General features: G+C 69.8%; 22 protein-coding genes (1 of these 22 running past the window's edge). 13 read left to right on the top strand and 9 right to left on the bottom strand.

Annotated elements, in window-relative coordinates; genetic code table 11:
- The first annotated feature begins 11 nt into the window (after positions 1–11).
- The 3 genes from ACAM58_RS23820 to ACAM58_RS23810 all read left to right on the top strand — a co-directional run bounded on the left by ACAM58_RS23820 (position 12) and on the right by ACAM58_RS23810 (position 5,209).
- On the top strand, positions 12–3,308 hold the full coding sequence (locus ACAM58_RS23820; protein WP_369663681.1) for a carboxyl transferase domain-containing protein: 3,297 nt from the start codon (positions 12–14) through the stop codon (positions 3,306–3,308).
- 122 nt (positions 3,309–3,430) lie between these two features.
- Entirely contained in the window at positions 3,431–4,699 is a 1,269-nt protein-coding gene (locus ACAM58_RS23815) for a GDSL-type esterase/lipase family protein (protein WP_369663680.1), read from the top strand.
- Between the two features lie 132 nt (positions 4,700–4,831).
- Complete coding sequence (locus ACAM58_RS23810; protein ID WP_015867551.1) at positions 4,832–5,209, top strand: YXWGXW repeat-containing protein; 378 nt, start codon at positions 4,832–4,834, stop codon at positions 5,207–5,209.
- A gap of 27 nt (positions 5,210–5,236) precedes the next feature.
- On the opposite strand, the gene purU is transcribed toward ACAM58_RS23810, so the two are convergent.
- Positions 5,237–6,094 (bottom strand): formyltetrahydrofolate deformylase, encoded by an 858-nt coding sequence (gene purU, locus ACAM58_RS23805; RefSeq protein ID WP_307595585.1) that lies wholly within the window; start codon positions 6,092–6,094, stop codon positions 5,237–5,239.
- Positions 6,095–6,161: 67 nt separating this feature from the next.
- Between purU and ACAM58_RS23800 the strand changes: the two genes are divergently transcribed.
- Entirely contained in the window at positions 6,162–7,496 is a 1,335-nt protein-coding gene (locus tag ACAM58_RS23800) for an aminotransferase class III-fold pyridoxal phosphate-dependent enzyme (RefSeq protein WP_307595586.1), read from the top strand.
- A 31-nt stretch (positions 7,497–7,527) separates the two neighbouring features.
- Here ACAM58_RS23800 and ACAM58_RS23795 read toward each other — a convergent pair whose 3' ends face one another.
- Entirely contained in the window at positions 7,528–8,298 is a 771-nt protein-coding gene (locus ACAM58_RS23795; protein ID WP_369663679.1) for a ChaN family lipoprotein, read from the bottom strand.
- 126 nt (positions 8,299–8,424) lie between these two features.
- Between ACAM58_RS23795 and ACAM58_RS23790 the strand changes: the two genes are divergently transcribed.
- Positions 8,425–9,486, top strand: a complete 1,062-nt coding sequence (locus tag ACAM58_RS23790; protein ID WP_369663678.1) for an AbrB family transcriptional regulator — start codon at positions 8,425–8,427, stop codon at positions 9,484–9,486.
- 77 nt (positions 9,487–9,563) lie between these two features.
- Here the strand turns inward: ACAM58_RS23790 and ACAM58_RS23785 are convergent, their stop codons facing one another.
- Both ACAM58_RS23785 and ACAM58_RS23780 read right to left on the bottom strand, forming a co-directional pair.
- On the bottom strand, positions 9,564–9,842 hold the full coding sequence (locus ACAM58_RS23785; RefSeq protein WP_015867546.1) for a DUF3567 domain-containing protein: 279 nt from the start codon (positions 9,840–9,842) through the stop codon (positions 9,564–9,566).
- Positions 9,843–9,962: 120 nt separating this feature from the next.
- Entirely contained in the window at positions 9,963–11,195 is a 1,233-nt protein-coding gene (locus ACAM58_RS23780; RefSeq protein WP_369663677.1) for a DUF3108 domain-containing protein, read from the bottom strand.
- A 134-nt stretch (positions 11,196–11,329) separates the two neighbouring features.
- Here ACAM58_RS23780 and ACAM58_RS23775 point away from each other — a divergent pair, with 134 nt between their 5' ends.
- Entirely contained in the window at positions 11,330–12,400 is a 1,071-nt protein-coding gene (locus ACAM58_RS23775; RefSeq protein ID WP_369663676.1) for a fumarylacetoacetate hydrolase family protein, read from the top strand.
- On the opposite strand, the gene ACAM58_RS23770 is transcribed toward ACAM58_RS23775, so the two are convergent.
- On the bottom strand, positions 12,401–13,180 hold the full coding sequence (locus ACAM58_RS23770) for a LuxR C-terminal-related transcriptional regulator (RefSeq protein ID WP_015867543.1): 780 nt from the start codon (positions 13,178–13,180) through the stop codon (positions 12,401–12,403).
- A gap of 83 nt (positions 13,181–13,263) precedes the next feature.
- Here ACAM58_RS23770 and ACAM58_RS23765 point away from each other — a divergent pair, with 83 nt between their 5' ends.
- The 3 genes from ACAM58_RS23765 to ACAM58_RS23755 are packed head-to-tail and all read left to right on the top strand — an operon-like array spanning position 13,264 to position 16,262.
- A complete protein-coding gene (locus tag ACAM58_RS23765) occupies positions 13,264–15,057 on the top strand; it encodes an FAD-dependent monooxygenase (protein ID WP_369663675.1) in 1,794 nt (597 codons plus the stop codon).
- Positions 15,054–15,284 (top strand): hypothetical protein, encoded by a 231-nt coding sequence (locus ACAM58_RS23760; protein WP_015867541.1) that lies wholly within the window; start codon positions 15,054–15,056, stop codon positions 15,282–15,284. Before ACAM58_RS23765 ends, ACAM58_RS23760 begins: the two co-directional genes overlap by 4 nt.
- Before the next feature lie 3 nt (positions 15,285–15,287).
- Positions 15,288–16,262 (top strand): tripartite tricarboxylate transporter substrate binding protein, encoded by a 975-nt coding sequence (locus tag ACAM58_RS23755; RefSeq protein ID WP_015867540.1) that lies wholly within the window; start codon positions 15,288–15,290, stop codon positions 16,260–16,262.
- 31 nt (positions 16,263–16,293) lie between these two features.
- Here the strand turns inward: ACAM58_RS23755 and ACAM58_RS23750 are convergent, their stop codons facing one another.
- Complete coding sequence (locus ACAM58_RS23750) at positions 16,294–17,508, bottom strand: toxin-antitoxin system YwqK family antitoxin (RefSeq protein ID WP_018907344.1); 1,215 nt, start codon at positions 17,506–17,508, stop codon at positions 16,294–16,296.
- Positions 17,505–17,918 (bottom strand): VOC family protein, encoded by a 414-nt coding sequence (locus ACAM58_RS23745; protein WP_015867538.1) that lies wholly within the window; start codon positions 17,916–17,918, stop codon positions 17,505–17,507. Before ACAM58_RS23745 ends, ACAM58_RS23750 begins: the two co-directional genes overlap by 4 nt.
- A gap of 108 nt (positions 17,919–18,026) precedes the next feature.
- Here ACAM58_RS23745 and ACAM58_RS23740 point away from each other — a divergent pair, with 108 nt between their 5' ends.
- From ACAM58_RS23740 to ACAM58_RS23725, 4 genes are all read left to right on the top strand, one after another.
- The gene (locus tag ACAM58_RS23740) at positions 18,027–19,187 is read left to right on the top strand and encodes a TraB/GumN family protein (RefSeq protein ID WP_230537990.1); all 1,161 of its coding nucleotides are present in this window, start codon (positions 18,027–18,029) and stop codon (positions 19,185–19,187) included.
- A gap of 11 nt (positions 19,188–19,198) precedes the next feature.
- Positions 19,199–19,570: a DUF2946 family protein gene (locus tag ACAM58_RS23735; RefSeq protein WP_015867536.1), complete on the top strand. Its 372-nt coding sequence runs from the start codon at positions 19,199–19,201 to the stop codon at positions 19,568–19,570.
- A gap of 116 nt (positions 19,571–19,686) precedes the next feature.
- The gene (locus tag ACAM58_RS23730; RefSeq protein WP_369663674.1) at positions 19,687–21,969 is read left to right on the top strand and encodes a TonB-dependent receptor; all 2,283 of its coding nucleotides are present in this window, start codon (positions 19,687–19,689) and stop codon (positions 21,967–21,969) included.
- Positions 21,970–22,004: 35 nt separating this feature from the next.
- The gene (locus tag ACAM58_RS23725) at positions 22,005–22,913 is read left to right on the top strand and encodes a copper chaperone PCu(A)C (RefSeq protein WP_015867534.1); all 909 of its coding nucleotides are present in this window, start codon (positions 22,005–22,007) and stop codon (positions 22,911–22,913) included.
- 10 nt (positions 22,914–22,923) lie between these two features.
- Here the strand turns inward: ACAM58_RS23725 and ACAM58_RS23720 are convergent, their stop codons facing one another.
- On the bottom strand, positions 22,924–24,675 hold the full coding sequence (locus ACAM58_RS23720) for a phospholipase D family protein (protein ID WP_015867533.1): 1,752 nt from the start codon (positions 24,673–24,675) through the stop codon (positions 22,924–22,926).
- A 93-nt stretch (positions 24,676–24,768) separates the two neighbouring features.
- Positions 24,769–25,376, bottom strand: the 3' portion of a protein-coding gene (locus ACAM58_RS23715) for an ATP-binding cassette domain-containing protein (protein WP_018907346.1). 1,300 nt of this gene lie beyond the right edge of the window; the window shows 608 of its 1,908 coding nt (coding positions 1,301–1,908); its start codon lies off the right edge, out of view; its stop codon occupies positions 24,769–24,771.

Genomic DNA, 25,376 nt, shown 5'->3' with positions numbered 1-25,376 from the left:
AAGGTCCTCCCTTGTTCTCCAAAGTCCTGATTGCCAACCGCGGAGAGATCGCGGTGCGCCTGGTGCGTGCGCTGCGCGACCTCGGCATTGCGAGCGTGGCGGTGCATGCGCGCGACGATGCCTCGGCATTGCATGTGCAGCTGGCCGACGTGGCCGTCGCGCTTGATGCGGCCGGGCCCTCGGCCTACCTCGATGTTGCCGCGCTGATCGGCGTAGCAAAGGCGCAGGGCTGCGACGCGGTGCATCCCGGCTACGGCTTCCTGAGCGAACGCGCGGACTTTGCACAGGCCTGCGCGGAGGCGGGGCTGGTCTTCATCGGCCCCGCGCCCGAGCAGCTGGCGCTGTTCGGCGACAAGGCGCGCGCACGCGCGCTTGCCACGCAATGCGACGTTCCCGTGATGCCCGGCAGCGCCGGCGCCGTGACGCTCGCCCAGGCGCAGGCCTTCTTTGCCGAGCAGCAGGCGCAGGGCGCCGCGGGCGTGATGATCAAGGCCATCGGCGGCGGTGGCGGGCGCGGCATGCGCGCTGTCATGAATGCGGACGAACTCTCCGAAGCGCATGCGCGCTGCATGTCCGAGGCCAAGGCGGCCTTCGGCGTCGAAGGCGTGTACGTGGAGCGCCTGATGCGCAATGCGCGCCATATCGAAATTCAGGTGCTCGGCGACGGCCAGGCCGTGGCCAGCCTCGGCGAGCGCGAATGCACCCTGCAGCGGCGCTTCCAGAAGCTGGTGGAGATCGCGCCCAGCCCCTCGCTGCCCGATGCGCTGCGCACGTCCATCACGCAGGCCGCGCTGCGCATGGCCAGGGCCGCGGGCTACCGCAGCCTGGGCACCTTCGAATTCCTCGTCGATGCCGAATCGGCCACGCTCCCTTTCGTGTTCATCGAGGCGAACCCGCGGCTGCAGGTCGAGCACACGGTGACCGAGGCCGTGACGGGCCTGGATCTCGTGCAGCTGCAGATGGCTGTGGCAGCCGGCCAGTCCCTGGAGGCGCTCGGCGTGGAAGCCGGCCGCACGGCGGCACAGCGCGGGTTTGCGGTGCAATGGCGCATCAATGCCGAGACGCTCGATGCCCACGGCAGCGCGCGGCCCTCGGGCGGGACGCTCGCGCGCTTCGACCTGCCGAGCGGGCCCGGCGTGCGCGTCGATACGCACGGCTATGCAGGCCTTGCGCCATCGCCGCACTACGACACGCTGCTTGCCAAGCTGATCGTGCATTCGCCGTCGCCGCGTTTTGCCGACGCGCTGCGCCGCTCGCTGCGCGCGCTCGACGAATGCCACATCGACGGCATCGCGACCAATCTTGCATTGCTGCGCGCCGTTGCGGCGCGGCCCGAGTTCGCAAGCCAGGCGGTGCACACGCGCTTCGTCGAAGCGCATCTGGGCGACCTGCTGGCCGCCGCGGCATCGCTTGAGAAGCATGCGAAGAAGATCGCACCTGTCGATACGCAGGCGGCGGCAATCGAAGACGACGATGCGGACGGCCTGGCGATCAAGGCGCCGATGCCCGCAAAGCTGGTGCAGTTCGAAGTGGCGGTGGGCGATGTGCTGCCTGCCGGTGCGCAGCTCGGCGTGCTCGAGGCCATGAAGATGGAGCACTTGCTGCACGCGCCCGTCGCGGGCCGCGTGGTTGCGCTGCTCGCCGAAGCGGGCGACTACCTCGTCGAAGGCCAGTCGCTGGTGCGGCTGGAGCCGGTCGATGCCGAGGCGGCGGCAGCCGAGGCGCGCACCGAACAAGACCTCGACGCGATCCGCCCCGACCTGCAGAAGGTGATCGACCGCCATGCCTTCACGCTCGATGCCAACCGCGGCGCGGCCGTGGCCAAGCGGCATGCGCAGGGCGGGCGCACCGCGCGCGAGAACATCGCCGACCTGTGCGACACCGCCGCCGACGCCGGCAACTTCATCGAATACGGCGCTCTTGCCATCGCCGCGCAAACGCGCCGCCGCACGCTCGAAGACCTGGTCGCCAACACGCCGGCCGACGGCATGGTGACGGGCCTGGGCAGCATCAACGCGAAGCAGTTCGGCCCCGAGGCTTCGCGCTGCGCGGTACTGGCCTACGACTACACGGTGCTGGCCGGTACGCAGGGCATGCGCAACCACCACAAGACCGACCGCATGCTGTCGATCGCGCACCAGCTGAAGCTGCCGGTGGTGCTGTTCGCCGAAGGCGGCGGCGGACGGCCGGGCGACACCGACATGCCGATCGTCGCGGGCCTCAACAACCACACCTTCAGCCAGTTCGCGGCGCTCTCGGGCAAGGTGCCGGTGGTGGGCATCGTGCATGGCCGCTGCTTCGCGGGCAACGCGGCACTGCTGGGCTGCGCCGACGTGATCATTGCCACGCGCGGCAGCAACATCGGCATGAGCGGCCCCGCGATGATCGAGGGCGGCGGGCTCGGCAGCTTCGCGCCCGAGCAGATCGGGCCGAGCAGCGTGCAGTCGCGCAACGGCGTGATCGACATCCTGGTGGAAGACGAGGCCGCGGCGGTGGCTGCGGCAAAGCAATACCTTTCGTATTTCCAGGGGCCGGTGAGCGACTGGCAATGCGCCGACCCGCGCGCGCTGCGCCACGTGGTGCCCGAGAACCGGCTGCGCGTGTACGACGTGCGCGCCGCGATGCGCGGCGTGGCCGACACGGGCTCGCTGCTCGAGCTGCGCGCCGGCTTTGGCGCCGGCATCGTCACTGCGCTCGCGCGCATCGAGGGCAAGCCGGTGGGGCTGATGGCCAACAACCCGCACCACCTGGGCGGCGCGATCGACGTGGAGGCGGCCGACAAATCGGCGCGCTTCATGCAGCTGTGCAATGCGCACGGCTTGCCGATCGTCTCGCTGTGCGACACGCCCGGCTTCATGGTCGGCCCCGAGATCGAGGCGCAGGCGCAGGTGCGCCATGTCTGCCGCATGTTCATGGTGGCCTCGCACCTGCGCGTGCCCTTCTTTGCGGTGGTGCTGCGCAAGGGCTACGGCCTGGGCGCGCAGGCCATGACGGCCGGCGGCTTCGATGCGCCGGTGTTCACGGTGGCCTGGCCGACCGGCGAATTCGGCGCGATGGGGCTCGAGGGCGCGGTGCGCCTGGGCTATCGCAAGGAGCTGGCGGCGGCGGCCGAGGGCGCCGAGCGCGACGCGCTGTTCAAGACGCTGGTGGCGCAGCAATACGCCAATGGCGAGGCGATCCACATGGCGCAGACGCTCGAGATCGATGCGGTGATCGATCCCGCCGAAACCCGCACCTGGCTGGTGCGCGGACTCGCCTCCGCGGGGCGCTCTGCGCAAACCGCGTCGCCCTATGTAGACACTTGGTAACCATGCACTAGACCTCGTCACATGCAATGGCAAGGCGGCTTCGTAAACTGAAGCGCTTTGCGTGCATGAAACTGGGTTCGCATTGGTTCTTCGCTCTTCGCCAAGGTGCTCTGCGGCATTGGATGGCCGCAGTGGGTTGCCTGCTGTTCGTCGTTGCCGTGGCCGTGCAGGCCGTTCAGCCCGACGCGCGGCCGAAGCAGCCTGCCGAGGCGCACTGGGTGGCCGGATGGGCGGCCGCGCCAGTGGATTTCCGCGAACTCAGTGCGAATCCGCTCCTCACGGCTGCGGCGCCCCGGCCCGGCGGCGATGCGTTCCGTGGACAGACGCTGCGGCAGCAGGTCGAGTCTGCGCTGCGCGGCGAACGCGTTCGCATCCGCTTTTCCAACCGCTTCGGCAAGACGCCCCTGCGCATCGCCGAGGCCAGCGTGGGCCAGGGCACCGGTGGCGGCGCGGTCTCGCCGGCCACGCTGCGCAAGCTGCGCTTCGGTGGGCGCGCAAGCACGGTCATCGCGCCGGGCGCCGAAGCCTGGAGCGACGGCGCCGACCTGAAGGTCGACGCCGGGCAGGCGGTGGCGGTGAGTGCCTTCTTCGATCGCGCCGTGCCCTTTGCAACCGTGCACCTGCAATCCCCCGGCACCGTCTGGGTGGCGGGCGGCAACGCCGTTGCAGCGCCCAGGCTGCACGATGCCGCGCCCCTGCCGCTGAACCACATCGTGACCGGACTCGACGTGATGGCGACGCAGCCCGTGCGCACGGTGGTGGCCTTCGGCGACTCGATCACCGCGGGCGGCGGCGAGGCGGGCGACGGCTCGTACCCCGAACTGCTCGCCACGCGCCTGCGCAACAGTCCTGCGGCGGCGCAGGCGGTTTCGGTGCTGAACATGGGCATCGGCGGCAACCGGCTGCTGGTCGACGGCATCGGCCCCAACGGCCTGTCGCGCTTTGCGCGCGATGCGCTCGGGCAGAGCGGCGTGACGCACGTGATGATCCTGCTGGGCACCAACGACATCGGCCGCAGCGTGTTCGTGCTGCCGGGGCGGCCGACGCCGGACCATGAGGTGGCGACGGCCGAGCGCATCACCGACGGCCTGCAGCAACTGATCAAGCAGGCCCGCGCCAAGGGCGTGAAGGTGCTGATCGGCACCGTGCCGCCGTTCAGGAACACGCCCTACTGGACCGAGGCCACCGAGGCCATGCGCGGCGAGGTCAACCGCTGGATCCGCAGCCGCCAAGACGTGGACGGCATGATCGATTTCGACGCCGTGCTGCGCAACCCGGCCGATCCGACGACGTTGAACCCCGCCTACGACAACGGCGACCACCTGCACCCCAACAAGGCAGGCCATGCCGCCATGGCCGCGGCCGTCGATCTGCGCGAACTGCAGGAGTAGTGGGCGCAGTAAGTGCCTACAAAGGTACTACTTTCGAGGAAACACCTCTACACAAAGTCCCGCCGAGTGCTTACAGGCGCTTCACATGGGTTGGTCAGCATGAAGGCTCCAACCACTCATGAGGGGATCCCCATGAAAAAACTCGCAATGACCCTTTCCGTTGCCGCTGCTTCGCTGTTCTCGGTGGGTGGCGCGCTGATGGTGCCGACCGCCGCCCAGGCGCAGCCCGGGGTGTATGTCGAAGTGCCGCCGCCTCCGCCCCGCCACGAGCGCATTCCGCCGCCGCGCCGCGGCTACGTGTGGGCGCCGGGGCACTATGAATGGCGCGGTGGAAACCATGTGTGGGTCCGGGGCATGTGGGTGCGCGCCCGCCCGGGCTACGCCTACCGTCCGCCGGAATGGCGCGAGCGCGATGGCCGCTGGGAATACCGCCGCGGCTATTGGGACCGCGACCGCGACGGCGTGCCGAACCGCTACGACCGCCGCCCGGACAATCCGAACCGGTATTGACTAGCGGTATGCCTGGACGGGCGCCGCCTACCGGAACACGACCGTGCGGTGCCCGTTCAACAGCACGCGGTGCTCGCTGTGCCACTTCACCGCGCGGGCCAGCACCTGGCTCTCGGTGTCGCGGCCGCGGGCCGTGAGGTCCTCGACCGTGTCGGTGTGGTCGGCGCGCGCCACGTCCTGCTCGATGATCGGGCCTTCGTCGAGGTCGGCCGTCACGTAGTGCGCGGTGGCGCCGATGAGCTTCACGCCGCGGTCGTGCGCCTGGTAGTAGGGCTTGGCGCCCTTGAAGCTGGGCAGGAACGAGTGATGGATGTTGATGGCCCGGCCCGCCAGGCTCTTGCACAGGCCGTTGCTCAGGATCTGCATGTAGCGCGCGAGCACCACGAGCTCGGCGCCCTCGGACTCGATGATCTCCAGCTGTTTTGCTTCGCCCTGCGCCTTGGTGGCGGCCGTCACGGGAATGTGATGGAAGGGCACGTTGTAGCTGGCGGCCAGCTGGTAGAAGTCGCGGTGGTTCGAGATGATGGCGCGCACGTCGATGGCCAGCAGCCCGCTCTTCCAGCGGAACAGCAGGTCGTTCAGGCAGTGGCCTTCCTTGCTGACCAGGATCACGGTCTTCATGGGCTCGGCCGCGGCGTGCAGCTGCAGGCTCATGCCGAAGCCGGCGCCGAAGGTGGCGAGCTGTTCGCGCAGCGCCGCCTCGGTGTGGTCGCTGCAGGCGAAGCGCACGCGCATGAAGAACAGGCCCGTGTCGTGGTCGTTGTACTGGGCGGCTTCCTCGATGTTGCCGCCGCGTTCGAGCAGGAAGCCCGAAACGGCATGCACGATGCCCGTCCGGTCGGGGCAGGAGAGGGTCAGGATGTAAGCGGGCGTTGTGGTCGTCATGAGGGGCACGATTGTCGCAGGGGTGCCAGAATGCCGTTTTTTGGTGCGCGTTAAGCAGGAGCAATCGATGGCTTATCAGGACTTCAACATGGGCAACCAGTGGTTGCCCTTCACTCCCAACCGCCACTTCCAGAAAGACCCTCGCGTTTTCGTGGCCGCCGACGGCATGGAGTTCACCACGCACGACGGCAAGAAGGTGATCGACGGTATCTCGTCGCTCTGGTGCGTGGGCGCGGGCCACAACCGCAAGCCCATCAACGAGGCGATCAAGAAGCAGCTCGACACGCTGGACTACGCCACCGCCTTCCAGGTCAGCAACGACAAGGCCTTCAAGGCGGCCGAGATGATCGCCTCGCTGGCGCCCGGCGACCTCAACAAGGTGCTGTTCTGCAATTCGGGCTCCGAGGCGGCCGACACCTCGATGAAGGTGGCGCTGGCCTACCACCGCGCGCGCGGCGAAGGCCACCGCAACGTGTTCATCGGCCGCGAGAAGGGCTACCACGGCGTGGGCTTCGGCGGCATGTCGGTGGGGGGCATCCCGGGCAACCGCAAGGTGTTCGGCGCGGCCTTTTTGCCGCGCGTGGACCACATGCGCTTCATCCACGATCCGGTGAACCATGCCTACATCCACAACGAGGAGCCGGTGTGGGCCGAAGACCCGCTGGTCGAACTCGAAACGCGCATCCTGCCGCTGCACGATCCGAGCAACATCGCCGCGATCATCGTCGAGCCGGTGGCCGGTTCGGCCGGCTGGTACCTGCCGCCCAAGGGCTACCTGAAGCGCCTGCGCGAGATCTGCGACAAGCACGGCATCCTCTTGATCTTCGACGAGGTCATCACCGGCTTCGGCCGCATGGGCACCAACTTCGCGTCGGACTATTTCGGCGTGGTGCCCGACATGCTGAACTTTGCCAAGTGCGTGACCAACGGCGTGATTCCGCTGGGCGGCGTGATCTGCCGCGACAAGCTCTACGACGCGATGATGAAGACCGACGCGCCAGAGCACGTGGTCGAGTTCTTCCATGGCTACACCTACTCGGGCCATCCGGTGGCCTGCGCCGCCGCCATTGCCACGCTCGACCTGTTCAAGGAAGAAAACCTGTTCGCGCGCGCCGGCGAAATGGGCAAGGTGCTGGGCGATGCCTTCCACAGCGCCTTCAAGGGCCTGCCGAACGTGGTCAGCATCCGCAGCCTCGGCCTGGCCGCCGCGGTGGAGCTCGCGCCCATCGCGGGCGCGCCGGGCAAGCGCGCCTACGACATCTTCCTGGACTGCTTCCACAAGGGCGCGCTGGTGCGGCCCGCGGGCGACGTGCTGGTGATTGCGCCGCCCTACATCGTGGAGAAGCAGCACATCGACACGCTGGTCAACACGCTCGCGGATTCGATCAGGAAGTTCGCCTGAGCCGGCGCGGCCTTCAGGGCGAAGGCCGCGGTTATCGAGCGCGCATGTCCGCGCAATAGTCCTTCGGCGGCAGCGACGCCGTGCGCCAGACGGCGTCGTAGGCTTCCTTGTCCTGCTCCTCGTCCGGTGATTCGCCGGCCTGCAGCCGCACGGACTTGACCGACACGTCGGTCGGCAGGTGCTGCGGCACGCCCAGCACCTTGGTGGCATGGCCCGCGCCGCTGACCAGCAGCACCGTCTTGCCCGGCTGGCGGGCCTTGACGATGGCCTGCGCCATGGCGCGGTCGCGCCCGACCTGGATGCGCGTCATCGGCACGATCTGCGGCTCGGGCAGCAGCTTGCAGTGGCCTTCGCGCACGGCGTCCTGCTGCGCGGTGTAGGCCTCGCCGTTGAGCTGCACGTCGAGCGAGACGTCGGCCATGGCGTTCTTCATGCGCGAACGCGGCAGGTTGGCGCCGATGACGGGCACGCTGGCGCGCACCGCGGCCATCACCACGGGACCGTAGCTCTGCCAGGCCCAGGCTTTGTCGTTCCAGGCCAGCGCGTCGCGCACCTGCGCATCGGTGGCCGCGGCGTCGAGGCGAAGGGTGCTGTGGCCTTCCTCGGCCATTTCGAGCAGCAGTGCGGCCAGCTGGCCCCGGCTGGCCAGCGCCTGGACGGTTTCGCGCTCGATCGCATGGTGCTCGGGGGCGTCGTGCTGCTCGCCCAGGATCAGCGCGTCCACCGGCAGCAGCGCCGCCGCGCGCCGCGCCACCGGCGCATCGGGGCCGTCCTGAAATGCGGTGCAACCCGCAAGGGCCATGGCAGCGAACAGGGGCAGCAGCAATCGGGAAGCCCGTGCGGAAAAGGGTTGGCATCGCATCGCGCCATACTATGCGCTGGCGCTCGCACGCAGTGCCATCCAATTCCGCTTCTTCCCTTCCTGCCCGTGTCTCTCCGCTTTCTGGTTCGCGTGCTGGCCACGCTGTTGCTCGCGCTCGCCGCGGCCGAAATCTGCCTCGCCCTGCACACCCCACTGCCGTGGATGATCGGCCCGCTGCTGGCGGTGTCGCTGGCGTCGATTGCCGGTGCGCCCACGGCCAGCTTCACGCCGCTGCGCAATGCCGGGCAATGGACCATCGGCACGGTGCTGGGCCTTTATTTCACGCCGCAGGTGGTGGCGCTGGTGGCCGGCGTTTGGTGGGCCATTGCGCTGGCCATCGCCTGGGCCCTGCTGCTCGGCTGGGGGTTCGGGCGCTGGCTGCATGGGCTGCACGCCCGGCGAATGCCGCATGTGCCGGCCAGTTCCATGAGAGCCACGACTTACTTCGCTGGCGCCATCGGCGGCGCCTCCGAGATGACGCTGCTGGCCGAATCGGCCGGTGCGCGCACCGACCTCGTGGCCGCGGCGCACAGCCTGCGGCTGGTGGTGGTGACCATCGCCATTCCGTTCGCAATGCAGTGGAGCGGCCTGCACGGGCTCGAAGTCAATCCGTCCACGGTGCGCGAAGTGAATGCGGGCGGGCTCCTGCTGCTCGCCCTGGCCACCGCCGCCGGCGGACTTGCGATGCGGGCGCTGGGCCGCACCAATCCCTGGTTCATGGGGCCGCTGCTGGTGGCGATGGGTTTCACCATCGCCGGCCAGCCGCTGTCGGCCGTGCCCGGCTGGATGTCGAACACCGCGCAGCTCGTGATTGCGGTCAGCCTGGGCGTGCGCTTCAGCCGCGAATTCCTGCACACGGCGCCGCGCTGGCTGGGATCGGTGGCGCTGGGCACCGTCGGCATGCTGGTGCTGTGCGCGGGGGCCGCCTGGCTGCTGGCCTGGGCGACGGGGCTGCACCCCGCCACCATGATCCTGGGCACTTCGCCGGGCGGCATTGCCGAGATGTCGATCACCGCCAAGGTGCTGCAGCTGGGCGTGCCGGTGGTGACGGCGTTCCAGGTCTGCCGGCTGGTGGCGGTGCTGCTGCTCGTGGGGCCGATGTACCGATGGATTTACCAACGGAAATGAGCGGCAGGCGCTGAAAAGACGCAAAAAAAGCGCCGCTCGGGCGCTTTCTTGTTCGGGCGGGCGGGGAACCCGGGTTTTCAGTGCACCAGCACCGGCGTGTGCGCCAGCTCGGCATAGCCCTCGAGCGTGTCTTCCACCTCTTCCTGCGTGGGCGTGTTGAGCTGCCAGGCGGCGATCTGCTGCTGGAACAGTTCGGCCCAGGAACCGTCGAGGTAGACCTCCTTGCCCGAGCGCTTGTCGACGATCTCGAAGCCGTGGCGTTCCAGCACCGGGACATTGGGCTGGTCCGGGGCGTCGCTTTCGTTCGGCTGCACGTGCACGACGACGAAGGACTCCGAGTCATAGAGCATGTTCATTGCGGGGCCTGTGAGGATGTCGATGGCGTTCATGGGGTTTAGATAGCAATCAACGCGCCAGTTTCAAGAAGGGTTGTCGCATTGCGGTCACAACGGTGTTTCTTTACCTCATTTGTACTATCAGCTGGACGGCCCCGCGGGAAGGGATTCACGCAACTGCATGTCGGCGAAGTCGCCGTTGGGCTGTGTCTGTTTCATCCGCACGGGTAGGTACCCCAGCGCCGGCGCGAGCCAGATTTCGATCTTGTCGTCGAACTCGCGCCGGGGGCTGCGCGTGAGCTTGCGCACGGCGTAGTCGCCCGCCGGCACGCTCATCTGCTCCTCGCCCTCGATGTTGAACACCCAGACGCCCGCGTCGCGCGGCCCGGCGGTCTGGATGGAAATGCGGCTGCCGGCCGGATACCGGCCCGGATCGCCCGCCAGCATGCCGCCCAACTGCATCACCACGCTGAGCCGGTCCTGCGCGCCGGGCAGCAGGGGCACGCTGGGCGCGTTGTTGCTGAACATGATCTGGCCCTGGTCGCGCAGGAAGTGCGAGGCGACCTCGCCCTTGCGGCTCTCCGAAAAGCGCGCCGGCTCGATGCCGGTGGGGCCGATCCGGCCGGTGCTGTGCTGGCTGCGGATGGTCCGGAACAGGAATTTGAGCGACAGCCGGGCGTCGTAGCTGCTGCCGTCCTGCAGCCAGACCAGGTCGCCGAAAACGCCCTGCATCGGCGAGGCGCCCTGCTGGCCCGTGACCGCGAAGGCGAGCTTCACCGAACCGGGGATGCGCAGCGCCTCGGGCCCGACGACATTGCCTGCCGCGGCGCTGGCGGCGCCCGCAGCCTCGCCGGGCGCGCCGTTTCCGACGCCGGCGTTGGCCGTGCTGCCCGCCCCGCCCAGCACGGCGCCTGCCGGGGCGCTGGCTGCCTGGTCGGGAGGTGTCGCTCCTGAATCAATAGCGTTCTGCGCCGTGAGGTCTGGCGTTTGCGGCGGGGGCTGTTCCGAAACCTGGGGTTCCGGCGCCGGCGCCGGCTGCGGCACTGGCTCGGATGGTGGCGCCACCGGCCGGGGCCTGGACGGCTCGCGCGGCCGGCGCGGCTTTGCGGGCGGCGGCGGCTTGGCCTCGGCCACTGGCGCTGCGGCGGCCGGCGCGGCCGGCTTTTCCGCGGCCGGCGGTGCAATCACGATGGTGCGGGTGATGAACTTGTTCGCGAGCGGCGAGGGGTCGGGCCCGATGGCCGTGGGAGCCAGGTCCAGCAACAGCACGTGGGCCAGCGCCACCGCCAGCGTCAGCCCGGCCAGCGCGCGCCATGACGGGCGTGCGGGCGGGGCGGCGGAGGACGGCAGCTGGGAGGCGACAAGCGTCGGCATGAGGTGGTGGAGTGGGCGCCGGCGCCGAGGTTCACCGGGAGCACCTCGGTACACTGCCGCCCGTTCAACCAGTTTAGTGGGCGCGGCGCCGGCTCTCGTGTTCGCGCCGTGTCCTTCATCACGCATTTGCCATCATGAAACTCGCCACCCTGAAGGACGGCTCGCGCGACGGCCAGCTCGTCGTCGTCTCGCGCGACCTCACGCTCGCCCACTACGCCACTGGCATCGCCAGCCGGCTGCAGCAGGTGCTGGACGACTGGGGCTTCATGAGCCCGCAGCTGCAGGACCTGTACGACGCGGTCAACACCGGCCGCGCACGCCATTCCTTCCCGTTCGACCCCGCCCAGTGCATGGCGCCGCTGCCGCGCGCCTACCAGTGGGCCGACGGTTCGGCCTACCTGAACCACGTCGAGCTGGTGCGCAAGGCGCGCAATGCCGAGGTGCCAGAGAGCTTCTACACCGACCCGCTGATGTACCAGGGCGGCAGCGACGACTTCCTCGGCCCGGTCGACGACGTGGTCGTGCCCAGCGAAGCCATGGGCATCGACTTCGAGGCCGAGATCGCGGTGATCACCGGCGACGTGAAGATGGGCGCCACGCCCGACCAGGCGCTCGACGGCATCCGCCTGGTGATGCTGGCCAACGACGTGAGCTTGCGCAACCTGATCCCTGCCGAGCTGGCCAAGGGCTTCGGCTTCTTCCAGAGCAAGCCGGCCACCGCCTTCAGCCCCGTGGCCGTGACGCTCGACGAGATCGGCGAAGCTTGGCAGCACGGCCGCGTGCACCTCACGCTGCAAAGCAGCTGGAACGGCCGCAAGGTCGGCATGTGCGACGCCGGGCCCGAGATGACCTTCCATTTCGGCCAGCTCATCGCCCACATCGCCAAGACGCGCAACGTGCGCGCCGGCAGCATCGTCGGCAGCGGCACCGTGAGCAACAAGGGCGTGGAAAAGAACGGCCAGATGGACTGGCCCAAGGGCTATTCGTGCATTGCCGAGAAGCGCTGCATCGAAACCATCCAGGGCGGCGAGCCCGTGACCGAATTCATGAAGTTCGGCGACACCATCCGCATCGAGATGAAGGGGCTCGATGGCCGCTCGCTGTTCGGCGCGATCGACCAGGAAATCGTGTCGGCGGCGGGGCGGGCGAAGGTGGCGCCGGTGTCGCTGGCGAACCCGCAGGACGACGACGGCGCCGAAGGCTGACTAGCGCGGCGCGGCGCGCAGCAGCTCCTTCTGGCTGCGTATCCCCAGCCGCCGGAACGCCCGGTACTGGTGGGTGCGCACCGTCGTCAGTTCGATGCCGATTTCGCGCGCCGCTTCCTTGGCTGTGCGGCCGGCCATCAGGTGGCCGATGACTTCGCGCTCGCGCAGGCTCAGGGTGAGAAGGCGCGAGGCGAGCGTGGGCGCCACCGCTTCGCGGGCGGCCATGGCGCTGCGGCCATGGGCCAGCGTGGCGTCGGCCAGGAGCGTGGCGTGGCGCTCGATGGCCGCGAAGTCGGCGGCGCCGAATTCGGGCTGCGCGAGGCTCCGGTAGAAGCTCACGGCCACGCGCTGGCCGGTGGGCGTCAGGCGCAGCACCGACGCGCGCTCGCGGATGCCCACGTCGCCGTAGCAGGCCGCGCGGTAGGCCGGGTCGGCCACCTCGTCGGCGCGCTGGTGGCCCAGCCAGAGCTGCGCGCGCCGGGGCAGCTTGCGCGCCGCCAGCCAGGTCATGTTGGGATCGAGCAGGTCGAAGCGCTGCGCCACGTAGCGCTCGGCCGTGCGTTCGGCCGTGGTGCCGTAGCTGCTGGCGGCCGACACCGCCTCGATGCGGCCGGTGGCGTCGACCGCGAACACGGTGCAGAAGGTGACGGGCATCACGCGGTGCATGGCCGCAAGGCAGCTGGCCGCCAGGTGCGGCGTGCCGATGCCCGCGAGCACGTCGCCGGCGAGGGCGGCGGACAGCATGGTGTCCGCCGCGGGCTGGATGCGCCAGCGTCTCATGGGGGGAGCAGGTAGGGCAGGGTAATTACTTCGTACGAAGTTATGACAATGGCCAGCGCCGCGCATCGGGACAATCCCGCTGCATGATGACGAACCCCACCGCTCCGGCCACCGCGCCGCCGCCCGGCGCACGGGCCGCCGATGCCGCCAGCGGCCCGGTGCCGCCGCCGGCCAGCGCCACCGAACTGCCGCCTTCCGTCGGCGCCTTTCACTACACGCGCTACCCGGCGCGCACGCCGGCGCTCGGGCACGACGGCATGGAGCCCGGCCGCCATCCGGTGGTGATCGCGGGCGGCGGGCCGGTCGGCATGGCGCTGGCGCTGGGGCTCGCGAACCACGGCGTGCGCAGCGTGGTGCTCGAGGCCGACGACACGGTGTGCGTGGGCAGCCGCGCGGCCTGCATCTCGCGCCGCAGCCTGGAGATCATGGAGCGGCTCCATGTGCTGCCGGCCTTCATGGCCAAGGGCCTGCCGTGGACCGGCGGGCGCAGCTTCTACAAGACGGCCGAGGTGTTCCGCTTCGAGATGCCGCATGACGAGCGCCAGAAGCTGCCGCCGATGATCAACCTGGAGCAGTACTACATCGAGCAGTACCTGCTGGACGAGATCCTCCGCCGCAACGAGGCGTCGCCGGGGCTCGTCGACATCCGATGGGGCACCGAGCTCACCGGCCTCGCGCAGGACGACGAGGGCGTGACGCTGGACGTGCGCAACCCCGAGGGCGCCTACCGGCTGCGCGGCCAGTGGCTTGCCGCCTGCGATGGCGGCCAGAGCTTCGTGCGCAAGGCGCTCGGGCTCGCGCTCGAGGGCACGGGCTACGAGGGCCGCTACGTGATCATCGACATCGAGCTGCACAGCACGCACCCCACCGAGCGCCGCGCCTGGTTCGACCCGCCGTGGAACCCGGGCTCGACCGTGCTGATGCACCGCCAGCCTGACGACATCTGGCGCATCGACTACCAGCTGCGCGCGGGCCAGGGCACCGAGGACGCGTTGAAGCCGGCGGCCGTGGCCGAATTCGTGCAGCGCCACCTCAACGCCATCGGCGAAGGCCACCTGCCATGGAAGACGGTCTGGACCTCGGTCTACCGCGCGGGTGCGATGACGCTCGACAGCTACCGCCACGGCCGCGTGCTGTTCGCGGGCAATGCCGCGCATGCGATGCCGATCTTCGGCGTGCGCGGCCTCAACTCGGGCTTCGACGATGCGGACAACCTGGCCTGGAAGCTGGCCTTCGTGGCGCGCGGCCTGTCGGACGCGTCGCTGCTCGATTCGTACTCGCAGGAGCGCATCGCGGCCTTTCACGTCAATGCCGAGAACGCGATGCGCAGCACCGAGTTCATGTCGCCGCCGTCGCGCGGCTTCGACCTGCTGCGCGAGGCCGCGCTTTCGCTGTCGCAGGTGCACCGCGGCATTGCGCAGCTGATCAACCCGCGCCAGACCCAGGCCGTGCGCTACGCGGATTCGGCGCTGTCGAGCGAAGGCGATGCGCTGCCTGCGGGGCCATTGCCTGGAGAGGTCATGGCCGAGCAGCAGCTCGAGCAAGGCCACCTGACCGACTGGATCGGGCCGGTCTTCACGCTGCTGGTGCTCCGGCCGGGCGCCGATGCCGTGCCGCTGCCGGACGATGAACTGGCACAGGCGCTTGGCGGCGCGCTGCCGTTCGCGGTGCGCACCATTGCAGGCCCGGGCATCGCAGGCGCCGACGCGCACGTCGGCCCTGACGTGTTCGAGGCGCTGGGCGCGCGCGATGGTGCCGTCTACCTGCTGCGCCCCGACGGCCATGTGGCCGCGCGCTGGCGGCGCTTGCCCCGCGGCGCATTGCAGGCCGCATTGGCCCGCGCTGCAGCCGCCGCTTCCACGGAGATTGCCAGATGACCACACCGCTTCCATCCGACGCGCGCGACCGGCTCTATGCAGAGTGCGCGCGCGCCATCACCGAGGCCGGCGCCGAACGCGAATCGCTGTTCCTGGCCCGCCTCGCGCTGCTGCTGTTCGAGCAGGTCGGCGACGAGGCGCGCTGCCGCGCCGCGCTGGCCGACGCACTGCACGCGCTGCCCGTACCATCGCTGTCCGCAACCGAACCAATACAAAAAGGAGACTGATCCATGGATCGCCGCACCCTTCTCGCCACGCTCGCCTCCGGCGCCGCCGTAACCGCCGCGCCCTTTGCCCGCGCCCAGGACTACCCGGCGCAACTCATCAAGTGGGTGGTGCCCTATCCGGCTGGCGGCGGCACCGACGTGATCGCACGCGTGCTGGCCGAGGCCATGCGCCAGACGCTGGGCCAGCAGATCGTGGTCGACAACCGCCCCGGCGCCTCGACCAACATCGGCGCCGACCTCGTCGCCAAGAGCAAGCCCGACGGCTACACCATCCTCTCGGCGGACAACGCCGTGCTGGCCTTCAACGAGCACCTGTTCAGCAAGCTGCCGTTCAATCCGGAGAAGGACTTCACCTACATCGGCGCGATCGGCAAGTTCCCGCTCGCGCTGGTGGTGCATCCCGACTTTCCGGCCAAGAACTTCAAGGAGTTCCTGGCCTACGCGAAGGCCAATCCGGGCAAGGTCAACTACGCCTCGCCGGGCAATGGCTCGCCGCACCACCTGGCCATGGAAATGTTCAAGGCCCGCACCGGCACCTTCATCACCCACATTCCCTACCGCGGCGCGGCGCCCGCCATGGCCGACGTGATGGGCGGCCAGGTGCCGTGCATGTTCCTCGACCTGGCCTCGGGCCTGCCGATCATGCAGGGCAACAAGGTGCGCGTGCTGGCCATCGGCTCGGGCGCGCGCAGCAAGACGCTGCCCAGCGTGCCGACGCTGGCCGAAGTGGGCGTGCCCAACACCGAGGTGTTCGCGTTCCAGGGCATCCTCGGCCCGGCGGGGCTGCCGCCCGCGGTGGTCGCCAGGCTCAACAGCGAGCTGAACCGCGCGTTCGGCACGCCGGCCGTGCAGAAGCGCTTCGACGATTTCGGCATGGAAGCCATGCCGGGCACACCGGCGCAGTTCGCGGCGCTGTCGCGCGCCGAGTCGAAACGCTGGGGCCCGATCATCAAGCAGGCCGGCATCAAGCTGGATTGATGAAGCCCGCGCGGCCCCGGGGTGGGCCGTGCTACTGCGTGTAGGCCTTGCGCGAGCCGTCCTCGAGCACGTGCTCGTCGTGCTGCAGTTCGCCGTTCTCGTCCCAGCTGCGCTCGCGCGTCACGCGGCCCTTGGCATCGAAGCTCGATTCCGCCAGCAGGTTGCCCTTTTCGCTGAAGCGCCGGTGCGTGCCCACCGGCACCTGGCGCCCGCGGCCCGCCACCAGGTAGCGGCCGTGGGCGGCGCGCTGGCCGCTCTCGTAGAACTCGGTAATCTCGACCGTGCGCGCATTGCCGCTTCCGCGGTAGACCGACTTGCTGCGCGGCCGGCCATTGAGGTGGTAGCTGTCGTCGCCGATCGGTTCGCCCGCCGGGTTCCATCGCTGGTCACGGATCAGCGTTCCCTTTTCGGAGAACTCCTGCTCGCGTTGCCGCACCGCGCTGCGCTCGACCAGCAGCCACACCGTTTCGCGGCGCTTCACGCCTTCGGATGAAAACTGGCGCTCGGTGCGCTGGCTGCCGACGATCTCGTCCTGCACGGAAGGCTTGCCGTTGTCGTAGAAGCTCTGCGAACGTACCCGCTTGCCCGACAGGTACGACAGCCGCGAGCGCAGGATGCCGCCCGCATCGAACAGCTCGACCTGCGACGGCCCGCTGATGAACCCGCACAGCCGGGCGTCGTCGACGGCCGGCGCCAGCATGGGCGTTTCGCCGCAGCGCAGCGCCGACATCTGGCCGCGTTCGGTGAACTCGACGAAGGCGCGGTCGGTGCCGACGGCTGGATAGAAGGTGACGCGGCGCAGCTGCCCGCCCGGGTAGAAGCTGCGCACCAGGCCCTGCTCCTGTCCGTCGTCGTAGACCGCCTCGCGCACGACCTGCCCGTTGGGCGCGAACTCGCGGGCGAGGCCGTGGATGTGGCCCTTGGCGTTGAGCGTGTGCTCCCTGGCCAGCTTGCCTTTTTCATAGAAGCGCGCCAGGCCCATGAAGACGCCGTTCTGGATCTGCTGCTCGCGCTGGAGTTCGCCGGTTTCGCGCTCCTTGCAGCGCATCAGCCCCGTCTTGCCCGCGGTGCTGCTGCCGTCGGACGGATCGGCCTTGCGGTCGTTGAGCTCGCAATCGATGGCCGCGTGGGCGGTGCCCGCCGCAAAAAGAAGCCACAGTACCGCCGCCGCGGCGCGCAATGCGGCTGCGCCGGCGCCCGCAGAGGCTGCGAGCCAGCCCGGGGCGGCTCGGGGCGGAGGGTTCATTTGTCGTAGAGCGCTGCCAGGGAACGAAAGCCCTTGACCTCGATCGGATTGCCGAACGGGTCGCAGAAGAACATGGTCCACTGCTCGCCCGGCTGGCCCTCGAAGCGCACCTGGGGCTCGAGCACGAACTCGATCTCGGCGGCCTTCAGCCGCTTCGCGAGCGCCTGCCAGTCGGGCAGCGCGAGCACGATGCCGAAGTGCGGCATCGGCACCATCGCGTCGCCGACACGGCCGGTGCGCGTGGTGGCGAAGGGTTCGCCCAGGTGCAGCGAGATCTGGTGGCCGAAGAAGTCGAAATCGACCCACGTGCCGGTGCTGCGGCCCTCGGCGCAGCCCAGAACCTGGCCATAGAAGCGGCGGGCCGCGTCGAGATCGCGGACGTGGAAGGCAAGATGGAAGATGCTCTGCATGTTCCGGATTATGGGCAGCGGTGCTGTGAGAATGCCGGACTTTCTTTCATCGTGGAGCAAGCCTTGCGGATACTCCGGATCCTGGTTGCGCCGAGGCGCGACACCCTTTTGAAGACGAAGACGCCCGCGCGTGCGTCCCTGCTTTCGCGCCTGCCGCGCCTTGCGCTGGCCGGCGCCTGCTGCGTCTTCGCGCTGGCGGCGCAGGCCGCCTGCCCGCCGTCTGCCATTGCCAGCCTCGGAAAGCCCGGCGCGGCCGTCGGCCAGTGGAACGCGGCCGACCGCGGCCTGCTGTGGCGCGCCGAGCGAGACGGGCGCACTTCCTGGCTCTACGGGACCATTCATCTCGGGCGCGCCGAGTGGGTGCGGCCCGGGCCCACCGTGCAGAAGGCGCTGGAGCAAAGCGACGCGCTGGCACTGGAACTCGACGTGCGCGACCCGGTCGCGATGCAGCCCCTGACGCAGCAGGCCGATCCGGCCGTGGTCGCGCGGCTGCTCAGTGGCGAGCGCGCACAGCGGCTGGCGCGCCAGAACGAGGCCGCCTGCGTGCCGCCCGGCCAGGCCACGGGGCTGCAGCCCATCCTGCAGGTCATGGCGCTGACCGGCCTGGTGGCGCGCGCCGACGGCCTGTACCCCGAGTTCGGCGCCGACGAGGCGCTGGCCGTCTCCGCACGCAACAACAACAAGCCGGTGTTCGCGCTCGAAAGCGCGGCCGCGCAATTGAAGATGCTGACCGGCGACTCCGAGGCCGAGGAGGCCGAGCAGATCGACGCGGCCCTGAGCGAACTGGAATCGGGCCAGTTGCGCGCGCAGATGAAGGAGCTGGCCGACATCTGGGCACGCGGCGACGCGGACAAGCTCGGCCGCTACCCCGAGTGGTGCAACTGCCTCAACACGCCCGCCGAGCAGCGGCTCATGAAGCGCCTGCTGGACGACCGCAACCCGGGCCTGGCCGACGGCATCGAGCGCATGCACGCGGGCGGCAAGCGCGTGTTCGCTGCCGTGGGCGCGCTGCACATGGTCGGTCCGCAGGGGCTGCCGGCGCTGCTGGCGGCGCGCGGCTTCAAGGTGGAGGCGGTCCCGCTGGTGGCGCAGCCGCCCGCCGCGGTGCCGACCGCACCCGCGCCCAAGGCGAGCGCCCGCGGCGCGCAAGGGGCCAGGAGCAATCGCGGCGCCAAGGCTTCCGGCGCCAAGGCCTCGGGCACCCGGAGTTCGGGCAATGCCAAGTCCGCTCAGCGCGCACCGGCACCAAAGAACAAACAGCGCCGATAATCGCCAACGCCATGCACCTGCTGCGAAACCACCCCCGCTTCCTCGGCCTCGTCGGCCGCTGGGTGCTGCTGTGGTTCGCGCTCTCGATCGGCGCGGCGGTGGCCTCGCCGATCGTGCATCCGCAGGCCGTCGAACTGGTGTGCTCGAGCGCCGGTTCGATCAAGGCGGTGGTCCACACCGAAGACGGCGTGCAGGAGATGGGCGCCTCGCACATGGACTGCCCGCTGTGCGTGCTGACCGGCGCGCCGCCGCCGTCGCCGTCCGCTGCCGCTTTCGACCTTCCGCTGCCGCTCGGCCGCGTGGTCCAGTCCATTCCCGCCGCGCGCTTGGCCGCGGCCACCGCCGCGCCGCTGCCGGCGCGCGGGCCTCCCGCCTTCTCCTGAAGCTGTCAAAACCGTAGCTGCGTGCGCCCGATCGACGGGTGCATGCGGCCTGTCCGGCTTGAAGTTCGTGGAGCAGGTTCCCAGTGAAAAAGCATTCCCGCGCCATGGCGATCGCCATGGCATTTCCCCTTGGCGCGCCCGCGTGGGCGCAGGACGCGCCTGATCCATCCGGCGGCAGCGGTGCGCGCACCCTGAGCACCGTCACGGTCAGCGGCGGCCGCCCGACCTCGCTGCCGACCCAGATTCCGACCACCATCGAGGGCGTGACGCACGAGCAGATCGCCGAAACCGTCAACGCCACCGACGGCGAAGACGCGCTCAAGTACCTGCCCAGCCTCGTGGTGCGCAAGCGCTACATCGGCGATTTCAACCATGCGGTGCTTGCCACGCGCGCCTCCGGCACGGGCAACAGCGCGCGCTCGATGGTGTATGCCGACGGCGTCATGCTGTCGAACCCGCTGGGCAACGGCGCTACCTACGCGCCGCGCTGGGGCATGGTCTCGCCCGAGGAGATCGAGCGGGTCGACGTGCTGTACGGGCCGTTCTCGGCGGCCTATCCGGGCAACTCGGTCGGCGCCGTGGTCGACTACGTGACGCGCATGCCCACCCGGCTCGAAGCGCACGCCAAGCTCAGCGGCTTCGCCTCCAACTTCGACCTGTACAACAGCCACTCCTCGCCCGCCGGCCAGCAGCTCGAGCTCTCGCTGGGCAGCCGCAGCGGCGACTGGTCATGGTGGCTCAGCGCCTCGCGCACCCACAGCAAGGGGCAGGCGCTGGTGTTCGGCAACCGGCTCGCGAGTGCCGGCACCCTGGGCAATGCCGGCACGCCGGTCACCGGGGCGGTTCTGGGGCTGGACCCGTCGAACCAGCCCTGGTGGCTGGTAGGCGGCTCGACGATCTACGACACCACGCAGGAGCAGGCCAAGCTCAAGCTGGCCTACGATTTCTCGCCCACGGTGCGCGCCACCTACACGCTGGGCGCCTGGAACAACACCACGCACGGCAGCGTCGACACCTACCTGCGCGATGCCTTCGGTGGGCCGGTGTATTCGGGGCGCGTGAACATCGCCGGGCGGAGCTACAACCTCGATGCGCCGAGCGCCGCGCTGGCGCCGACCGAAACCGCGCTCACCCACTACATGCATGGCCTCTCGGTGAAGAGCCACACCGGCGGGGTGTTCGACTGGGAGCTGTCCGCAAGCCTGTTCGACTATGCGCGCGACACCTCGCGCACGCCGACCACGCCGCTGCCCGGCGCCTTCAGCGGCGGACCGGGCCGCACCACCGACATGGGGGGCTCCGGCTGGCACACCTTCAAGGCCGCCGGCACATGGCGGCCCATCGGCTCGGCCGAGGGCGTGGGCGCGCACGTGGTCGACTTCGGCTTCCAGCAGGACACCGCCCGCCTGCGCACCAGCGTCGGCAACACGCTCGACTGGATCGCCGGGCCGGCCGTGTCGCCGTTCTCCGGCTTCAACGGCAAAACCCGGCTGCAGTCGCTCTACGTGCAGGACACCTGGCGCTTCGCCAAGGACTGGAAGACCACGCTCGGCCTGCGCCACGAACGCTGGGAGGCCTACGGCGGCCAGCTCGGCAGCGCGACGAAGCTGCTCGACTTCGCGCCGCGCAGGAACAGCTACGACTCGCCCAAGGCGGCCCTTGCCTGGCAGGCCACGCCGGACTGGCTGCTCAAGGCATCGACCGGCCGGGCAGTGCGCATGCCGACGGTGAGCGAGCTCTACCAGGGCTCGATCGACGGCAACCGCATCGTCAACACCGATCCGAACCTGCGGCCGGAGCGCTCCTGGACGACGGAGCTCAGCGCCGAGCGCGACCTGAAGGGCTGGGGGCTCGACGGCGTGCTGCGCACCACGCTGTTCTTCGAGAACACCAAGGACGCGCTCTACAGCCAGGCCCTCACCAATCTGGTCAGCACGGTGCAGAACGTCGATGCCATCCGCACCCGCGGCCTGGAGGTGGCGCTGAACGCGGTCGACGTGGGCGTGAAGGGGCTGGACCTGAGCGGCAGCCTCACGCTGACGCGCTCGAAGATCGCGGCCAACAGCGGTTTTCCGGCCAGCGTCGGCCGCGAGCAGCCGCGCGTGCCGAAGCTGCGGGCCACGCTGCTCGCCACCTACCGGCCCGATGCGAGGTGGAGCTACACCGTCGGCGCCCGCTACAGCGGCAAGCAGTACGGCACGCTCGACAACAGCGACGGCAACGGCGCGGCCTACATGGGCTTCTCGAAGTTCTTCGTGGTCGACGCGCGCATCCGCTACCGGATCGACCGGCAATGGAGCGCCGCCTTAGGCATCGACAACCTGAACAACAACAAGTACTGGGCCTTCCACCCCTATCCGCAACGCACCTACGTGGCCGAACTCAAGTTCGACCTCTGATTCCTTTCAACCGCCTTTTTCAAGGAGTTCCCGCAATGAACCATCCGCGCACCATCCTCAAGACCGCCGCCGCCTGCGCCCTGCTGGCAGGCACGGCCGCCGCCTGCGCCCACGTCACGCTGCCGCGCGGCGGCGCCACCGTCGGCAGCGACTACAACGCGGCCTTCCGCGTCGGCCATGCCTGCGAAGGCGCCAAGGCCACTACCGGCCTGGCCGTGCGCCTGCCCAAGGGTTTCCTGCTGAGCGACGCCCAGGCGCGCAAGGGCTGGAAGCTCGACGTGCAGAAGAACGCCGGCGACGGCGAAGTGCGCTGGACCGCCGAAAACCCGCAAGCGGCGCTGCCCGCCGGCGAGCGCGCCGAGTTCGTGCTGCGCGGCAAGGTGCCGGGCACGCCCGGCCCGCTGTGGTTCAAGGTGCTGCAGACCTGCGACGTGGGCAGCATCGATTGGGCGGAAGTGCCGGCCTCGGGCACTTCGACCACCGGGCTCAAGAGCCCTGCCGCCAGGCTCGACGTGGTGGCGCAGGGCGTGGCCACGGTCGACGTGCGCGACGGCTGGGTGCGCCAGTCGGTGCCGGGCCAGAGCGGCACCGGGGCCTTCATGAAACTCACCGCGCCCACGGGCGCCAGGCTGGTCGGCATCACGACGCCGGCCGCCGGCGTGGCCGAGGTGCACGAGATGAAGATGGAAGGCGACACCATGAAGATGCGCGAACTGCCGGGCGGCCTCGACCTGCCTGCCGGCCAGACCGTCGAGCTCAAGCCGGGCGGCTACCACGTGATGATGATGGACCTGAAGCAGGCGCTGGCCAAGGGTTCGACCGTGCCGATGACGCTGCGTTTCGAGGATGCCAAGGGCCAGAAGAGCTCGCTCGAGCTGAACCTGCCGGTGGGCGCGCCCGAAGGAGCCGACACCGCCGCGCCGGCCCATCAGCACAAGCACTGACGCCGGCGCCCTACAGCAGCTGGTCCGGCGCCAGCGGACCGAACAGCCGCAGCAGCAGGCGCAGGGTCAGGCTGGCGTCGGGCTCGGTGGAGGTGTCCTTCAGCCCGCTGCCTTCGGGCGCCCGCCAGACCAGCGAGCCGCCGTCCAGCTCGACCCGCCATGAGCCCTCGCGCATGCCGCGCTCGATCTGGGCGGAGGCCGCGCGCGAGAGCTCGGCGCTTCGCACGAGCAGCGCGATCTCGGTGTTCTGCAGCTGCGAGCGCAGGTCCAGGTTCATCGAGCCGACCACCAGCAGCCGGCCGTCCATCACCAGCACCTTCGAATGCAGCATCGAGCGCGATTCGCCGAGGCTGCCGCCGCTGCCCGACGAGCCGAAGGCATTGCCGACGCTGGCCTGCTCGCTGCGCAGCTCGTAGAGCTCCACGCCCACTTTGAGCAGATCCTCGCGATGGCGGGAGTAACCGACATGCGCCACCGGCGCGTCGTTCGACGACAGCGAGTTGGTCAGCACGCGGATGCGCACGCCCCGCCCCCGCGCCGCTGCAAAGGCCTGCATCATGTCCGGGCCGGGCACGAAATAGGGCGAGATGATGAGCAGGTCGCTGCGGGCCTGGCCGATCAGCTGCAGCAGGCCTTCGACCACCGTGTCGCTGCCCGCGGCCAGGTCGGAGCTGGCTTCGAGCGCCGCCGCGCGCCGCGACGAGCTGGCGGCGTCCCCGGGCTGGCTCACGACCAGGCCCGGCGCCCTCGTCTTCTCGGCGCCCTTGTCGGCCGGGATCTTTCCGGGCTGGTCGGCGAGCATCACCGCGGGCGCCCAGACGAAACGGGCGGTTCGCAGGTCCATCGGCTTTTCGTCCCAGGCGCGGGCGAGCTGTGCCGGCGTCGGGGCGGCGCCGTCCTTCGGTTCTGTTCCGGGCGCGGGCGGCGGGGGGGCCGGCGGCGGCGAGTTCTGCGCCCGAGCCGACTCGTCGGCCAGTTCCCGGTCGGCCTGCTGCGCGCGCTCGCGGATGGCCTCCAGCTCGCTGCGCTTGACCAGCGACTGGACCGGGTAGGCGCGTTCGTTGTTCCAGTAGCTGTCGAAGCTGCGCGACAGGTCCCGCACGATCGGCCCGGCCGCCAGGATGTCGACGTCGATGTAGTTGCCCTTCAGCGCATTGCCGAAATAGGCGTCGCCCAGGTTGCGCCCGCCGGTGACGCCGAGCACGTTGTCGGCGAGGAAGAGCTTGTTGTGCATCCGCTGCTGGATCCGCGAGGCATCGCCGATCGAGTTGAAGACGCGCGCCAGCGAAGTCCCGCGCGCGCCGGCCAGCGGGTTGAACAGGCGCATCTCGATGTTCGGCACGAACGCCAGGCCCAGCACCAGCGCATCGCGCCCGGTGCTGTGCAGGTCGTCGAGCAGGATTCGCACGCGCACGCCGCGCTCGGCCGCCGCTCGAAGTCCCCGCACCAGCCGGCCGGTGCTGGCGTCGGCATGGATGGCGTAGTACTGCAGGTCGAGCGTTTTCTGCGCGCCTTCGATCAGCGCGAGCCGACTGCCGTAGGCGGCGGGCGGCCCCGCGAGCAGCAGGAAGCCGGATTCGAAGCGCGCCCCGTCGGCCTTGCGCCGCTGCTGCACCAGGGCCTCCAGCGCGGTGCCGTTGGGCGAGGCGAGCGCGGTCGAGACCGGCCGGTCGACGTGCTCGGGCAGTTGTGCGCAGGCGCCCTGCAGGACAAGGACAAGAAGCGCAATGCTTCGGCCAAAGAGCGCGTAGAAGGAAGACATGCGGCGTTCCCGGAGCTTGGAAGCCGCATATATAGCCCAGTCGGCGCCGCCGCGGCGTGGGACGGCGGGACGGCCCGTCGTAGAACCAATGAACTAGCGCCCGGCGGACAGCTCTTCCTGGCGTTCCAGCGCCGCCAGCAGTTCGTCGTCGATCTGGGCGTGGCGCTGGCTCAACTCGGCCGCGCGCGAAGCGTCGCTGGCGTAGATCGCGCCGCCGTCGAGCTCGAGCATTTCGCCGATGCGCTTCTGCTCGGCCTCGAGCGCCTCGATCAGCGCCGGGAGCGCCTCGAGTTCGCGCTGTTCCTTGTAGCTGAGCTTCTTGCGGGCGGCGCCGGCCGGACGCGCGGGCGCCGGTTCGGCGGCGGCGGGAGCCGGTGCGGGCGGCGGGGCAGGCGGGGCGCCGGCGGCCTGCCGCTGCTCCGCGATCTCGCGCGCGCGCTTCGACTGGATCAGCCAGTCCTGCACGCTGCCCTCGTATTCGCGCCAGTGGCCGTCGCCCTCGAAGGCGATCGTGCTGGTCACTACGTTGTCCAGGAAGGTGCGGTCGTGGCTGACCAGGAACACGGTGCCGTCGTAGTCCTGCAGCAGGCCTTCCAGCAGTTCCAGCGTGTCGATGTCCAGGTCGTTGGTCGGTTCGTCGAGCACCAGCACGTTGGCCGGGCGCGCGAACAGGCGCGCCAGCAGCAGCCGGTTGCGCTCGC

The organism is Variovorax sp. V116, assembly GCF_041154435.1.
GTDB lineage: Bacteria > Pseudomonadota > Gammaproteobacteria > Burkholderiales > Burkholderiaceae_C > Variovorax > Variovorax paradoxus.
The sequence above is the reverse complement of the archived record's forward strand: the minus strand, read 5'-3'. Positions and strand labels throughout refer to the sequence as shown.

Excerpts from the sequence above, each read along its gene's own strand:
- purU (WP_307595585.1), bottom strand. The coding sequence starts at position 6,094 with ATGACGACCACAACGCCCGCTTACATCCTGACCCTCTCCTGCCCCGAC.
- ACAM58_RS23810 (WP_015867551.1), top strand. The coding sequence starts at position 4,832 with ATGAAAAAACTCGCAATGACCCTTTCCGTTGCCGCTGCTTCGCTGTTC.
- ACAM58_RS23730 (WP_369663674.1), top strand. The coding sequence starts at position 19,687 with ATGGCATTTCCCCTTGGCGCGCCCGCGTGGGCGCAGGACGCGCCTGAT.
- ACAM58_RS23795 (WP_369663679.1), bottom strand. The coding sequence starts at position 8,298 with ATGGCCCTTGCGGGTTGCACCGCATTTCAGGACGGCCCCGATGCGCCG.
- ACAM58_RS23775 (WP_369663676.1), top strand. The coding sequence starts at position 11,330 with ATGAAACTCGCCACCCTGAAGGACGGCTCGCGCGACGGCCAGCTCGTC.
- ACAM58_RS23770 (WP_015867543.1), bottom strand. The coding sequence starts at position 13,180 with ATGAGACGCTGGCGCATCCAGCCCGCGGCGGACACCATGCTGTCCGCC.
- ACAM58_RS23785 (WP_015867546.1), bottom strand. The coding sequence starts at position 9,842 with ATGAACATGCTCTATGACTCGGAGTCCTTCGTCGTCGTGCACGTGCAG.
- ACAM58_RS23815 (WP_369663680.1), top strand. The coding sequence starts at position 3,431 with ATGGCCGCAGTGGGTTGCCTGCTGTTCGTCGTTGCCGTGGCCGTGCAG.
- ACAM58_RS23800 (WP_307595586.1), top strand. The coding sequence starts at position 6,162 with ATGGCTTATCAGGACTTCAACATGGGCAACCAGTGGTTGCCCTTCACT.
- ACAM58_RS23745 (WP_015867538.1), bottom strand. The coding sequence starts at position 17,918 with ATGCAGAGCATCTTCCATCTTGCCTTCCACGTCCGCGATCTCGACGCG.
- ACAM58_RS23735 (WP_015867536.1), top strand. The coding sequence starts at position 19,199 with ATGCACCTGCTGCGAAACCACCCCCGCTTCCTCGGCCTCGTCGGCCGC.
- ACAM58_RS23760 (WP_015867541.1), top strand. The coding sequence starts at position 15,054 with ATGACCACACCGCTTCCATCCGACGCGCGCGACCGGCTCTATGCAGAG.
- ACAM58_RS23725 (WP_015867534.1), top strand. The coding sequence starts at position 22,005 with ATGAACCATCCGCGCACCATCCTCAAGACCGCCGCCGCCTGCGCCCTG.
- ACAM58_RS23780 (WP_369663677.1), bottom strand. The coding sequence starts at position 11,195 with ATGCCGACGCTTGTCGCCTCCCAGCTGCCGTCCTCCGCCGCCCCGCCC.
- ACAM58_RS23755 (WP_015867540.1), top strand. The coding sequence starts at position 15,288 with ATGGATCGCCGCACCCTTCTCGCCACGCTCGCCTCCGGCGCCGCCGTA.
- ACAM58_RS23765 (WP_369663675.1), top strand. The coding sequence starts at position 13,264 with ATGATGACGAACCCCACCGCTCCGGCCACCGCGCCGCCGCCCGGCGCA.
- ACAM58_RS23720 (WP_015867533.1), bottom strand. The coding sequence starts at position 24,675 with ATGTCTTCCTTCTACGCGCTCTTTGGCCGAAGCATTGCGCTTCTTGTC.
- ACAM58_RS23750 (WP_018907344.1), bottom strand. The coding sequence starts at position 17,508 with ATGAACCCTCCGCCCCGAGCCGCCCCGGGCTGGCTCGCAGCCTCTGCG.